13 protein-coding genes are annotated in these 13,142 nt (G+C 51.1%); 6 read left to right on the top strand and 7 right to left on the bottom strand.

What is annotated here, in order from left to right:
• Positions 1–20 precede the first annotated feature (20 nt).
• The 3 genes from AC51G0_RS00925 to gpmM are packed head-to-tail and all read right to left on the bottom strand — an operon-like array spanning position 21 to position 3,470.
• Complete coding sequence (locus tag AC51G0_RS00925) at positions 21–737, bottom strand: divergent polysaccharide deacetylase family protein (protein WP_496300309.1); 717 nt, start codon at positions 735–737, stop codon at positions 21–23.
• Between the two features lie 25 nt (positions 738–762).
• Positions 763–1,920 (bottom strand): peptidoglycan DD-metalloendopeptidase family protein, encoded by a 1,158-nt coding sequence (locus AC51G0_RS00930; protein ID WP_496300310.1) that lies wholly within the window; start codon positions 1,918–1,920, stop codon positions 763–765.
• Between the two features lie 8 nt (positions 1,921–1,928).
• Positions 1,929–3,470, bottom strand: coding sequence for a 2,3-bisphosphoglycerate-independent phosphoglycerate mutase (gene gpmM, locus AC51G0_RS00935; protein ID WP_496300311.1), 1,542 nt, complete (start codon positions 3,468–3,470; stop codon positions 1,929–1,931).
• Between the two features lie 432 nt (positions 3,471–3,902).
• Between gpmM and AC51G0_RS00940 the strand changes: the two genes are divergently transcribed.
• From AC51G0_RS00940 to cysE, 4 genes are all read left to right on the top strand, one after another.
• The gene (locus AC51G0_RS00940; protein ID WP_496301830.1) at positions 3,903–4,352 is read left to right on the top strand and encodes a rhodanese-like domain-containing protein; all 450 of its coding nucleotides are present in this window, start codon (positions 3,903–3,905) and stop codon (positions 4,350–4,352) included.
• 139 nt (positions 4,353–4,491) lie between these two features.
• On the top strand, positions 4,492–4,962 hold the full coding sequence (gene secB / locus AC51G0_RS00945) for a protein-export chaperone SecB (protein ID WP_496300312.1): 471 nt from the start codon (positions 4,492–4,494) through the stop codon (positions 4,960–4,962).
• Positions 4,963–4,979: 17 nt separating this feature from the next.
• Positions 4,980–5,996 (top strand): NAD(P)H-dependent glycerol-3-phosphate dehydrogenase, encoded by a 1,017-nt coding sequence (gpsA, locus tag AC51G0_RS00950; protein WP_496300313.1) that lies wholly within the window; start codon positions 4,980–4,982, stop codon positions 5,994–5,996.
• Between the two features lie 175 nt (positions 5,997–6,171).
• Positions 6,172–6,993 carry a serine O-acetyltransferase gene (gene cysE / locus AC51G0_RS00955; protein WP_496300314.1) on the top strand — a complete coding sequence of 274 codons (822 nt, stop codon included), beginning with the start codon at positions 6,172–6,174 and terminating at the stop codon, positions 6,991–6,993.
• 271 nt (positions 6,994–7,264) lie between these two features.
• Here the strand turns inward: cysE and trmL are convergent, their stop codons facing one another.
• The 3 genes from trmL to AC51G0_RS00970 all read right to left on the bottom strand — a co-directional run bounded on the left by trmL (position 7,265) and on the right by AC51G0_RS00970 (position 9,933).
• Positions 7,265–7,729 carry a tRNA (uridine(34)/cytosine(34)/5-carboxymethylaminomethyluridine(34)-2'-O)-methyltransferase TrmL gene (gene trmL, locus AC51G0_RS00960; protein WP_496300315.1) on the bottom strand — a complete coding sequence of 155 codons (465 nt, stop codon included), beginning with the start codon at positions 7,727–7,729 and terminating at the stop codon, positions 7,265–7,267.
• 97 nt (positions 7,730–7,826) lie between these two features.
• Positions 7,827–9,188: an envelope stress sensor histidine kinase CpxA gene (gene cpxA, locus AC51G0_RS00965; protein WP_496301831.1), complete on the bottom strand. Its 1,362-nt coding sequence runs from the start codon at positions 9,186–9,188 to the stop codon at positions 7,827–7,829.
• 52 nt (positions 9,189–9,240) lie between these two features.
• Positions 9,241–9,933, bottom strand: coding sequence for a response regulator (locus AC51G0_RS00970; RefSeq protein ID WP_496300316.1), 693 nt, complete (start codon positions 9,931–9,933; stop codon positions 9,241–9,243).
• 207 nt (positions 9,934–10,140) lie between these two features.
• Between AC51G0_RS00970 and AC51G0_RS00975 the strand changes: the two genes are divergently transcribed.
• On the top strand, positions 10,141–10,647 hold the full coding sequence (locus tag AC51G0_RS00975; protein WP_496300317.1) for a CpxP family protein: 507 nt from the start codon (positions 10,141–10,143) through the stop codon (positions 10,645–10,647).
• 552 nt (positions 10,648–11,199) lie between these two features.
• Positions 11,200–12,162: a 6-phosphofructokinase gene (pfkA, locus tag AC51G0_RS00980; RefSeq protein WP_496300318.1), complete on the top strand. Its 963-nt coding sequence runs from the start codon at positions 11,200–11,202 to the stop codon at positions 12,160–12,162.
• Between the two features lie 148 nt (positions 12,163–12,310).
• Here the strand turns inward: pfkA and tpiA are convergent, their stop codons facing one another.
• The gene (gene tpiA / locus AC51G0_RS00985; protein WP_496300319.1) at positions 12,311–13,081 is read right to left on the bottom strand and encodes a triose-phosphate isomerase; all 771 of its coding nucleotides are present in this window, start codon (positions 13,079–13,081) and stop codon (positions 12,311–12,313) included.
• Positions 13,082–13,142 lie beyond the last annotated feature (61 nt).

Raw genomic sequence — 13,142 nt, forward strand, 5'->3', positions numbered from 1 at the left:
GCATGGCTTGCTGATAATGGCTACGGGTAAAGGGAAGAAATACGTACCAGCTTTACGTTTTGTTCTGCCAGCATGGGCAGTTGCTCCTCAAGGGTAGCCAATGTCACTGGGTAGGGGTGGCCAATCGCGATGGCATAGCCATTGCGCTTGGCGCGCATTATGGCCTGTTTTAACTGCTGGCGGACAAACTGTGGGGTGCGGTAGTGATCGAGGAAGATGTGCCGGCGCAAGGCGGGGACACCCCGCTCCCGTGCCTGCCTCAGGGCCACTGACTTTGCCGTTGTCCGGCTGTCGAGAAAGTTGACCCCTTGCTCATCCAGCACTGCCATGACCCAGTCCATCGCGTCGGTATTCTGGGTCAGGGCACTCCCCATGTGATTGTTCATCGCGACGGCATTGGGCACACGGCTCAGGGCGTGGCGCAGGGTTTGCTGGAGCTCGCCCTGTGACATAGCCCCGGTGAGGGTCGTCAGTTCCAGAGGCGCCTGGCGCTGTGGCTCCATTGGCATATGAAGTAGCGTATCACGCTGCTCCTGTCTGGCCTGCTGGGCTGTTGCGAGATCAAAAGGGGTGTCCGGTAGAATGGAAATACTAATTTCTGCGGGCAGGCTAGATAGCGAAGCAGGCATGGCCTGGTAGCCAAGATCGTCAATGACAATGGCCAGCCGGGCCGCGTGGGCATTACTTAGCTGGGCCAAACTGAAGAGCAGAGAAAACCAGAGTGCATTCCATCGCATTTCAGGTGTCCTTATAGAGCTGTGCTTACCTTGTCAGCCAGCCTTTAGGGTTAATGGGGTTACCTTTACGGCGTATTTCAAAGTACAGCCCTGTGCGTTCTTGGCCGCCGCTGTCACCGACGAGGGCGATGGCATCGTTGGCCTGGACAATGTCGCCGACTTTTTTCAGCAGGGTCTGGTTGTAGCCATAAAAGCTCATATCCCCTTTGCCGTGGTCGATAACCAGCATCAGGCCGTAGCCACGTAGCCAGTCGGCAAACACGATTTTTCCTGAATATACGGCTTTGACCTGGCTCCCCGCAGGCTTGCTGATCACCATGCCCTTCCAGCGTAGCTCGCCTTGCTGGGGGGTGTCGTAATTGTGGAGGATTGATCCTTTGACCGGCCACGGTAGTTTGCCTTTGTGCCTGGCCAGCCCGTCCATCGGTGCCCGGCGTGCCGCTTCGGCTGCCGCCTTGGCTTTGGCTATCTCTTGGATCAAGCGCTTTTCGTTGGTTTTCAGCTCTGACAGATATTGGGTATCCGATTTGAGCTGGCTTTTGATGGTACGAACCGTTTTTTTACGCTGTTGCTGCTCGGCTTCCAGCTTGCTTTTTTCGGCCTTTAGCTGGGTGAGTAAGGCCTGCTGCTGCTGGCGTTGCTGAGTCAACTGGTGTTTTTTGAGTTGCAACTCTGTGGTGGTGGCTGCCAGCTCATTGAGTGTATTGGCGCGTGCTTCGCTAAGGTGCTCAGCATACACCGACATCCGATCGAGCTCGGTACTGTCTTCGCCGCTGAGCAGGGTGGCTAGCTGGCTGTTTTTGCCCTGGCGGTACTGGGTGTTCAGAAGCTCTTTGAGCATCTCCTGCTGGCCGAACTGTTGCTGTTGAAGCTGCTGCTGCTCTTTCTGGAGCCTGCTGATTGAGCTGTCGAGCTGGGTGAGCTGATTGTCTGCCTGGTGGATTTTTTTGGCCGTTGCCGCGATGCCGAGCTCTTGTTGCTTGAGCGATTTTTGCAGCGCGTTGATTTTTTTCTGCTTGCTGCCGAGCTGATCCTGCTGGCGTGAAATTTCCTGCTTCACTCCGTCAAGCTGGTTCTGGTTGGCTGCGTTTGCAGGCAGTGAAAATGCCAGGCATAACAAAGCGCCAGTGCATAATGCACTGGCGCGGAGAGTGTGGCTTAGGTGTTTGATCTTATCCCGCATGGGATTGATTATTTCAGATCAAACAGCACCTGACCAGTCATCTCTGAAGGGATTTCCATATCTGTTAGCGCCAACATCGTTGGTGCAAGATCAGACAGTTTACCGCCTTCTTTCAGGGTTAGTGACTTGTCACCCACATAGACTAGCGGCACCGGCAGGTTGGTGTGCGCTGTGTGGATGCCGCCAGTTTCAGGGTTAACCATCATCTCGGCATTACCGTGGTCGGCGGTGATCAGTAGCTGGCCATCAACTTCTTTGATCGCTTCAACTACCTGACCAATACAGCTATCCAGCGCTTCACAAGCTTGTACGGCCGCATCGTAAACACCAGTATGGCCAACCATGTCGCCATTTGGGTAGTTACAGATGATAGTATCGAACTCGCCGCCTTTGATGGCTGCAACTAGTTTTTCAGTTAGCTCTGGCGCACTCATCTCTGGCTGTAGATCGTAAGTTGCTACTTTTGGTGAAGCGACAAGCGAGCGTGTTTCGCCTTCAAATTCGCTTTCAACGCCGCCGTTGAAGAAGAAGGTCACGTGTGCGTACTTCTCTGTTTCAGAGATGCGCAGCTGTTTCTTGCCTTTTTTCGATAGCCACTCACCCAGCGTGTTTTCCAGGCTGGCAGGTGGGTAAGCGACAGCGAGGTTAATATCGGCAGCATACTGGGTTAGCATTACCACCTCTGCCAGAGCAGGAACCTGGGCGCGTTCGAAGCCGGCGAAATCCGTTTCGAATGCACGGGTGATTTGACGGGCACGGTCGGCGCGGTAGTTCATGAAGATAACCGCATCGCCATCTTCCATGGCGGCAACGTCCTGGCCTTCGGCACGGATTTCTGTTGCTTTAACAAATTCATCGTTTTCATCACGTGCATAAGCAGCGTCAAGGGCTTCAACGGCTGATGCAGATGAGAACTCCGCTTTTGCTGCTGTTAGCAGATCATAGGCAACTTCAACACGGTCCCAGTTGTTGTCACGGTCCATAGCGTAGTAGCGACCGACCAGTGAAGCAACGCGACCTTTACCTAGCTTGGCAAATAGCGCATCGAAACGCTCCAGTGATGCCTGTGCACTACGTGGCGGCGTATCACGACCGTCCAGGAAGCAGTGAAGGTAGATCTTTTCTGCGCCGCGTTTTGCTGCCATTTCAACCGCTGCTGCGATGTGATCTTCATGGCTGTGAACACCACCCGGTGACATCAGGCCCATGATGTGAACTGCTTTGCCAGCATTGATGGCTTTATCCATTGCCGCTACCAATGCTTCATTTTCAAAGAAGTCGCCGTCAGCAATTGACTTGGTGATGCGGGTCAGGTCTTGGTAGACAACCCGGCCAGCGCCGATGTTTGTGTGACCAACTTCAGAGTTACCCATCTGGCCGTCAGGCAGGCCTACATCCATGCCTGAGGCAGAAATCAGGGTATTGGCTTCATTTGCCATCAAGCCATCAATAACAGGCGTATTTGCGTTCGCAATTGCGTTGTCGGAATTGTCTTCGCGGTAACCCCAGCCATCCAGGATAACTAAAGCCAGTGGCTTCTTAGCAGACATATGCTGTCCTCTCATAAAGTTAGAAATCTGAGTATAATTTAGACCAATTACATTAAATATCTGATGAAAGATGAAATATCTAAGGTGATTGGTCTGGTTTATGTGTAATTTTACTACAACTTGTGGCAAAAACTGTAGGGCAAGATCAAACAATGCTGTAAATAGATTGTTATCTTCCTACGTGAAATATATTCATTTCTGCCCTTGAGTGTAAGCCCCGACTGAGAGTTTTTTTCTATTTCATTGAAAGGTGGACGCTAAAAACGATCGCGCAAGGCGTATACTATTATCGCCGGAATCGAGTGAGCCATGGCGCGGAATTGTTGACACCAGCTGTACAACAAAGTTGCCGCGGGTATACTCGGGTTCCTTTTTAGGTGGAGTTTGGCCCTGATTTCAGGTGTCTGGTATTCGGAAAATAGAGCGAAAGTCATGCAGCAATACATCGATTTTGTTACAAGTAATCCAATGTTATCCCTGGTATGGGTTGGTTTGGTAGTGGCGATCATTGCGTCTTATGTGAAGCAGAAGACCGCGGGCTACACGATTGTTACCCCAAATGAAGCAACAGGCATGGTGAACCGTGAAGACGGTGTATTCATCGATATCCGCAGCCGTGATGAGTACCGCCAGGGTCATATTGCGGGCGCTCTTCACATTTTGCCAAGTCAAATTAAAGAACAGAACTTTTCAGATCTTGAAAAGCATAAAACCGCCCCAATCATTGTGGTATGCAAGACAGGCCAGACAGCACAAGAGAGTGCCAATCTGTTACATAAAGCCGGTTTTGAGAATGTCAATTTGCTGAAGGATGGCCTGATTTCTTGGAATGAAGCCAACATGCCGCTTATCCGCAGCAAATCGAACAAAGGCAAGAAGTAATATCTTGCCGCTCGGATAACGCATCATTCGATAACGTTGTCCGATGCAGACCGAATTTGTGCAGCGTGTGATGATTATCATGGTTGCGAATATTTATGATCTCATGTGATGAGATTGAAAGAGAAAAAAGGACACGAAAATGGCTGAAGCAGCAAACAACGAAGCACAACAGAACTTCCAGATCCAGCGTATCTTCCTGAAAGATGTTTCTTTCGAAGCGCCAAATTCACCGGATATGTTCCAGAAAGAGTGGAACCCTGATGTGAAACTTGATCTGGATACCCAGAGCCGTGAACTAGGTGAAGGTGTTTTCGAAGTTATTCTACGTCTGACCGTTACAGTGAAGAATGCTGATGACACTGCGTTCCTGTGTGAAGTTCAGCAAGGTGGTATTTTCTCTGTTGCTGGAATGGAAGCGCCTCAGCTTGCACACTGCCTAGGTGCATTCTGCCCGAACATCCTGTTCCCATACGCACGTGAAACTATCTCGAGCCTAGTGGTTAAAGGTACGTTCCCACAGCTTAACCTGGCACCAGTTAACTTTGACGCTTTGTTCATGAACTACCTTCAGAACCAAGCGCAAGCTAACCCTGAAAACACTGAAGCTTAATTAGCTCAATGGCCGTTATGAATCAGAACGTAGATAAAGCGATCACCATGACAGTGCTGGGTGCCGGCTCTTACGGTACCTCGTTGGCAATTTCACTGGCCCGTAATGGCGCTAACGTCATTCTGTGGGGCCACGAGCCTGAGCATATGGCGCAGCTCGAAGTGGATCGGGCGAATGAGGCATTCCTGCCTGGGGTTCCGTTTCCCGACACGCTGATCGTCTCAGCGGACCTGGAAGCTGCCGTTCAGGCTTGCCAAGACTTGCTGGTGGTCGTACCAAGCCATGTGTTTGGTGAAGTCCTGTCTAATGTGAAGCCTTTCCTACGTGAAGATTCACGTATTTGCTGGGCAACCAAAGGGCTTGAGCCTGAAACAGGCCGTTTGCTGAAAGAGGTTGCCATCGAGGCCTTGGGTGAAGGTGTGCCTCTGGCAGTATTATCTGGCCCGACGTTTGCCAAAGAGCTGGCTGCGGGGATGCCAACGGCGATTGCCGTTTCTTCGCCGGATGAAACGTTTGTCCGTGAGCTGCAGGAGAAAATCCACTGTAGCAAAACGTTCCGTGTTTATAGCAACACCGATTTTATCGGTATGCAGCTGGGCGGGGCGGTGAAGAACGTGATTGCAATTGGTGCTGGTATGTCTGATGGTATTGGTTTTGGTGCCAATGCACGTACGGCGTTGATCACCCGCGGGCTTGCTGAAATGTGCCGCCTTGGCGCGGCACTGGGCGCGCAGCAGGAAACCTTTATGGGGATGGCTGGCCTGGGCGATCTGGTCTTGACATGTACCGACAACCAGTCGCGAAATCGTCGTTTTGGCTTGGCGTTGGGTCAGGGCAAAAACGTCGAGCTAGCCCAGGACGAAATTGGTCAGGTCGTTGAAGGTTATCGTAATACCAAGGAAGTGTGGGTACTTGCCCAGCGCTACGGGGTTGAGATGCCAATCACCGAGCAGATTTACCAGGTGCTTTATCAGGATAAAGATGCCCGTGAGGCTGCCAAAGATCTGCTCGCTCGTGAGAAAAAAGACGAGTGACGGCCAATCAGAGTAACAGCAGCATCTCCGGGTACTGACTAATAGTGCCTGCCGGTGAGATCTGTGCTGGATAATAATAAAACAACGCGAGCTTGCCAGCTCGCGTTGTTTTTTTTTCTGAGCGCGTTAAAGTTAAACAGATAACGATTTGATGACAAAGTAGACAGAGGGTGATGTGAGGGAATGTCAACAACATGAGGTCTGGCAGGCAATCAAGCGGGAAGCGAGAGAGCAGTCAGAACAAGAACCGATGTTAGCCAGCTTTTATCATGCAACGATTATCAAGCACGATAATTTAGCCGCTGCGCTCAGCTATATTCTGGCCAACAAGCTGGCAACGCCGTCTATGCCGGCCATGGCAGTGCGTGAAGTGATTGAGGAGGCCTTTGTCGCAGATTGTATGATCTCCGAGTCAGCTGCCTATGATATCCGTGCCGTTGTCGAGCGTGATCCGGCGATAGAGATGTACTCCATCCCTCTGTTGTACCTGAAAGGCTACCATGCCCTTCAGGGCTACCGTGTTGCTAACTGGCTGTGGAAGCAGAAGCGGATAGCGCTTGCTGTTTACCTGCAAAACCAAATTTCGGTTGCCTGCCAGGTGGATGTCCATCCGGCAGCGACGATTGGGCAGGGGATCATGTTCGACCATGCGACCGGTATTGTGATCGGCGAAACTGCTGTGGTCGAAAATGATGTCTCTATCCTGCAGGATGTAACCCTGGGCGGAACGGGTAAAGAAGGTGGTGACCGCCATCCGAAGATCCGTGAAGGGGTGATGATCGGTGCCGGTGCCAAGGTGCTGGGCAATATTGAAGTCGGCGAGGGCGCGAAAATCGGTTCCTGCTCTGTGGTGCTCAACCCGGTACCGCCGCATACCACAGTGGCCGGTGTACCCGCGAAAGTTGTCGGCCGCCCGAGCAGCGAAAAGCCAGCGATGGATATGGATCAGCAGTTCAACGGTACAGCTCAGACATTTATGGCTGGCGACGGGATTTAATCCACACTGTGTGTGGGGAGCGCTGCGCTTAGGGAAGCGGGTTACGCTTCGCTTCGAGAAGCGGGGAAGAGCGACTCATGGCTTTTTAAGGCCCAAGGACCCAACAAAAAGCGAGAGTTTGGTGACTCTCGCTTTTTAGTTTCATAATTTGCGTCGCTTCTCGCTTCTCGCTTCTCGCTTCTCGCTTCTCGCTTCTCGCTTCTCGCTTCTCGCTTCTCGCTTCTCGCTTCTCGCTTCTCGCTTCTCGCTTCTCGCTTCTCGCTTCTTGCTCTTAGATCGCCCCCTCAAACCCAAGCTGGCGCCAGGCTTCGTAGCCGATGATTGCGGCGGCATTGGATAAATTCAAGCTGCGGCTGTCCGGGTGCATTGGGATGCGCAGGCGTTGCTCTAGCGGCAGGCTTTCAATAAGCTCGGCAGGAAGGCCACGGGTTTCAGGGCCAAACAGCAAGACATCCCCTTCTTTGAACTCGGCATTGGTATGGTAGTTGGTGGTTTTGGTGGTGCAGGCAAAAATTCGGCGGTCGCCAATCGCTGCCATGAAAGCATCGAAGTCTTTATGGCGGTGTACATGGGCCAGATCGTGGTAATCCAGTCCGGCACGGCGCAGTTTCTTTTCTTCTAAATCAAAGCCGAGCGGTTCAATAAGGTGAAGGTTGGCACCGCAGTTGGCGCATAGGCGAATTATATTGCCAGTATTGGGGGCAATTTCAGGTTCGTACAGGGCGATATCAAACATTGTGTGCATGTCAGTTTGGAAGTTTGGCCATATTGTAACGAAAAAGAATGGCGATCAGACAGTGGATTGTCTGATCGCCTCGCTGGCTCATAAGCAGTTAATGAGTCAGGGGGAGGGTGATAGTGATCTGTAGCCCGCCAAGAGGGCTGCGACTGGCCTTGATCGTGCCGCTGTGCTGGCGGATAGCACTTTCTGTGATTGCCAGCCCGAGCCCTGTACCGCCGCTACTGCGATCCCTGGCGGTTGAGACGCGGTAGAACGGGCGAAAAATATCATCCAGCTCTTCGTCCGGTACTCCTTCTCCATTATCGTCAATAACAACAGCGAGCATGTGATCCTGAACGCTGAAGGTCACCTTAATCACATCGTTGCCGTATTTGATGGCATTGCGCACGACATTTTCCAGTGCACTGATCAATAGGTTGGGGTTACCACTGATAGGCCACTCACTCAACGCACTGTAACTGAAGTGTTTGTTGTTTTGCTCGGCTTCAAAACGAGCATCTTCCAGCATCTCATACCACAGGCTGCGCGCATCGGAGTGCTCTCGTAGTTCATGGCTGTTGACCTGCATCCGTGATAGTTCCAGCAATTCACCAATCATTTTCTCTAGCCGTTCAGCTTCGGTGTCGACTCTGTTCAGCTCCTTGCTTTCCCCTTGTTTGCGCTTGGCCAGTGCTGTCGCCATCCGTAGGCGGGTAAGCGGGGAGCGAAGCTCATGGGAGATGTCTGATAGCAGACGCTGCTGGCCGCTGATCATTTGGTTGATGGCCTGAACCATCTGGTTGAAGCTGGCACCGGCTTGCTTAAACTCCCTTGGCCCGGATTCCAGCTTTGGATCGGCCTCGAACTGCCCGGTTGCAACCCGTTCGGCTGCCTGTTGGAGACGGCGAGCAGGCAGGCTGATAGCCCAGGCCAGCCATAACAGCAACGGGGTGCTGACGAGCATAGTGACGAGCAGGAGCTGGAAAGGCTTATCGAGGATCTGAATGAAAAATGGCGGTGGTTTACGCCAGACCCGGCCGACATACATCAGCACTGTCTGCTGCTGGTGGGTGAGGGCAAAAGGTCCGGCCATCATCCATCGCCCGTATAGCTTTTGCCTCGGATCGCTTGGGCTGTCGGCCATGGTAATAAAGTTACGAAGGGCCTTGTTGCGGCCGTCAGGGGTAATTATTTCACCATCAGCGGTGGTGAAATAGAGCTGAAAACCCTTATGGCGGTCATGGTTAGTAAAGCGCTGCAGCCTGCTTTTTAGCGGCCCCCTATCGTGGGCGATTTTATCGGCAATACTCTGGGCCGATGCCTGAAAGCGTTGTTGCTGTTGCTCAGGAATCGTATGCTGGGCGCGGGGATCGAGGTTGGGCAGCAATACAATGGTGACGACGACAATGAGCAGTGTCAGCCAGAATATAGCGAAGATCCGGCCATACAGGCTGGAAAAACGTGGCAGCTTCATCATGCACCTCCTTGCGGCGGGAGTGGGTTCATCACCGATGCAGTTGATGGCATTATATCTCCTCGACCAGCAGGTAGCCTTTGCCGCGCAGGGTCTTGATCCTTGGTTTGCCGTCGGTGCGATCCGGTAGCTTTTTACGCAAATTCGAGACATGCATATCAATCGCACGGTCAAATTGCGCCAGGCGTTTGCCCAGTACCTCGAGACTTAGCTCATGCTTGGCAATGATTTTACCGGGATGTTGAATGAAGTAGCTCAGCAGGGCCAGCTCGGTGCCTGTCATCTCAACGGGCTGCCCTTTGCAGAACACTTCCTGCCGTCCCGGGTAGATATCGATATCTTGATAGGTCAGGCAATCTGGGGCATTTTGTGCTTCATTCCCGGCAGTTTGGGTCCGGCGCAAAATGGCACGCATACGTGCCAGCAGCTCGCGATCGCTGAACGGCTTGGGTAGGTAGTCATCGGCCCCTAGCTCCAGCCCCAGAACGCGGTCTATCTCCTCGCCTTTAGCCGTTAGCATTAGCACCGGTGTGGCATATTTTTCCCTGAGCTTGCGTAGCATTTCGGTGCCATTCATTTTGGGCATCATGACATCGAGCAAAATTAGGTCGATGCTGTCATCGACCTTGCTGAGTCCTTGCTCGCCATTATTTGCCTCTATGATGTCGAAGCCTTCCATTTCGAGAATGTCAGTGAGCAGTGAGGTTAGCTCCGTGTCGTCATCGACCAGCAGAATTTTTGCCATGATAGTTACCTTATTGTTCCAGTCCCGCAATACTCAGGCAAATACGCGACAAGGTGAATGAGATAGCCTCAGTATCGCTAAACTCGTATCCATAACCAAGTTAATGTCAGTTGGCTTTACGCAGTTTTACGTTCTTTAGACAGCAGTTTACCTTGCAGTCGTTATTCTTAACCCATACCCGCTGACGGACATTTGGAGAAGAACATCATGACTACATTCAAGAAAACACTGCTAATGGCAATTGCACTTCCTCTGGCTTTGGGTTCTGCCTCTGTGCTGGCTTTTGGCGGGGATCATAACGGCGGTGGCCACCATGGCGGCTATTACGGCGGAAAAGGTGGCTGTGGTATGCAAGATGGCCGAAAAGCCTTTCGCGAGCTGGATCTGACCGATACCCAGAAGCAGCAGATGAAAGAGATGCGCCAGGCCAACCGTGAGGCAATGAAAGGCAATTTTGCTGAAAAACATGCTGATATGCAGGCTAACCACCAGAAGATGCAATCATTGTTGCTGGCGGCCGATTTTGACGAGAGTGCTGTACGTGAACTGGCCCAGCAGATGTCTGAGCAACAAGTTGAGCGCCGGGTGGCAATGATGAAGCAGCGCCACGAGATGCTTAATATTTTGACGCCGGAGCAAAAGACCAAGCTCCAACAGCTACAGGCTGATCGCGCCGAACAGTGTGAAGCGCGCTGGGCTGAAAAAAATCAATAACCTCCTTTACTCGATAAAGCTGCGACCTCAGGTTGCGGCTTTCTTTTAGCTGTACAAAATAATAAATCGCTCAGGAAATTACTGTTCCTTACTATTTTTGTTATTAATTTTCATCATAAAAAAGCTATACTGCGGGATATTGCCCAGTGAGTGCTTATGATCAGGCGTGATTATCATGGATGAAAATGCACAGTCTCCCACGGTTATCACTCTCCCTCATGCACGACTGGTGGCTCTGATGACAGGTTATATACTTAAGGCAGGGTACAGCTTAGTGTACTGCATCAGCCTGGTCGTCAACCAGAATGCTAACAGTTTCGTTTCATATCCGCGGCCCAATTTGGCTAATTTCATGCAGCTGACCTAAGTCAGAGATGATCGTGATGTGAATCAACAAATTTTTTCATCAAAATTGTAATACTCCTACATTAGTAGGAAAGTTACAGTTTACACGAGCATAAGCCCGGCAAGTCGGCTTATGGTACCGAGAGGGGGAACCTCGGTAACTCGTGCCGGATTTGATTTTTCAATTCCCAAAGTCAGAGGGTAACCATGATTAAGAAGATTGGTGTATTGACCAGTGGTGGTGACGCACCTGGTATGAATGCGGCGGTTCGCGGTGTTGTACGTGCTGCATTGTCAGAAGGCCTAGAAGTGTATGGTGTATATGACGGCTATCAGGGCCTGCACCAGAACCGTATTGAAAAGCTGACCCGCTCAAGCGTGTCAGACGTGATCAATAAAGGCGGTACATTCTTGGGTTCAGCACGCTTTCCTGAGTTTAAAGACGAGAAAGTCCGTGCCCAGGCTATCGAGAACCTGAAAATCCACGGCATCGACGCATTGGTTGTGATCGGTGGTGATGGTTCATACATGGGTGCAAAGAAGCTGACTGAAATGGGCTACCCATGTATCGGTCTGCCAGGCACAATCGATAACGACGTTGCAGGTACTGACTACACAATCGGTTACCTAACGGCACTGAATACCGTTATTGATGCAATTGACCGCCTACGTGATACGTCATCTTCTCACCAGCGTATTTCTATCGTTGAAGTGATGGGTCGCCACTGTGGTGATCTTACCCTGATGTCTGCAATTGCAGGCGGTTGTGAATACATCATCACACCGGAAACCGGCCTGAACAAAGAAGAGTTGCTAGCGAAGATCAAAGAGGGTATCTACAAAGGTAAGAAGCACGCAATTATCGCGCTTACTGAATTGATGACCGATGCCAACGAGCTAGCTAAATACATCGAAGACGAGACCGGCCGTGAAACACGTGCGACGGTTCTGGGTCACATCCAGCGTGGTGGCCAGCCAACGGCATTTGACCGTATTTTGGCATCTCGTATGGGTGCTTTCGCCGTTGAGCTTCTTATGGAAGGCCAGGGCGGTCGTTGTGTGGGTATCCAGAATGAAAAAATGGTTCACCATGACATCATCGATGCTATCGAGAACATGAAGCGCCCAGTTCGCAAAGATCTGTATGCGCTGGCTGACAAGCTGTTCTAAATAAAAGGCTTCGCTTTGAGAAGTGAAAAAAGCGGGAGTTGTTTGACTCTCGCTTTTTTGTTTCTACAACCTGCAACGCTTCCTGTTTTTCAGATATTAAAAAGGCCACCCGAAGGTGACCTCTATCACTATCATCAATTAGGGATGATTATTTTTTTGCTTCAGCTGCTGCTTTAGCGATAGCTGCGAAGCTTGCTGCGTCTAGCGCTGCACCACCAACTAGAGCACCGTCGATGTCTGGTTGTGCGAAGTATGCTGCTGCGTTTTCTGGCTTAACAGAACCGCCGTACTGGATCACAACATTCTTAGCAACTTCTTCACTCTGCTCTGCGATGTGAGCACGGATTTCTGCGTGGATGCGCTGTGCATCTTCAGCTGTTGCTGCTTTACCTGTACCAATTGCCCAGATTGGTTCGTATGCGATGATTGCGCCATTTAGAGCTTCAACGCCTTGAGTTTTGATCACTGCGTCAAGTTGACGAGCACAAACAGCAACTGTTTCACCAGCTTCATTCTGTGCTTCAGACTCACCGATACAAAGAACAGGAGTCAGGCCGTGCTCTTTTAGGAATGCAAATTTCTTAGCCACGAACTCGTCTGACTCGTTGTGGTATTCACGACGCTCAGAGTGACCGATGATGATGTGGCTTGCACCGAAGTCTTTCAGCATTTCAGGAGAGATATCGCCTGTGAATGCACCGCTCGCGTTAACGTCAACGTTCTGGGCACCTAGGATGATTTTGCTCTCGCCTTTACCGATTAGCTGCTCAGCCAGGTCAAGATACATAACTGTTGGAGCGACTGCTACGTCAACACCTTCAACACCTTTTAGTTCAGCATCAAGGCCCTTAAGTAGGTTAGATACCATTTCCTTGCTACCGTTTAGCTTCCAGTTACCCATAACCACAGGATGGCGCATAGCTTTTCTCCAAATCAATTTGATGTAAAAAATAATACCAAAAAGCGTAATTATCTGATCC

The organism is Photobacterium sp. HL06 (assembly GCF_059552575.1).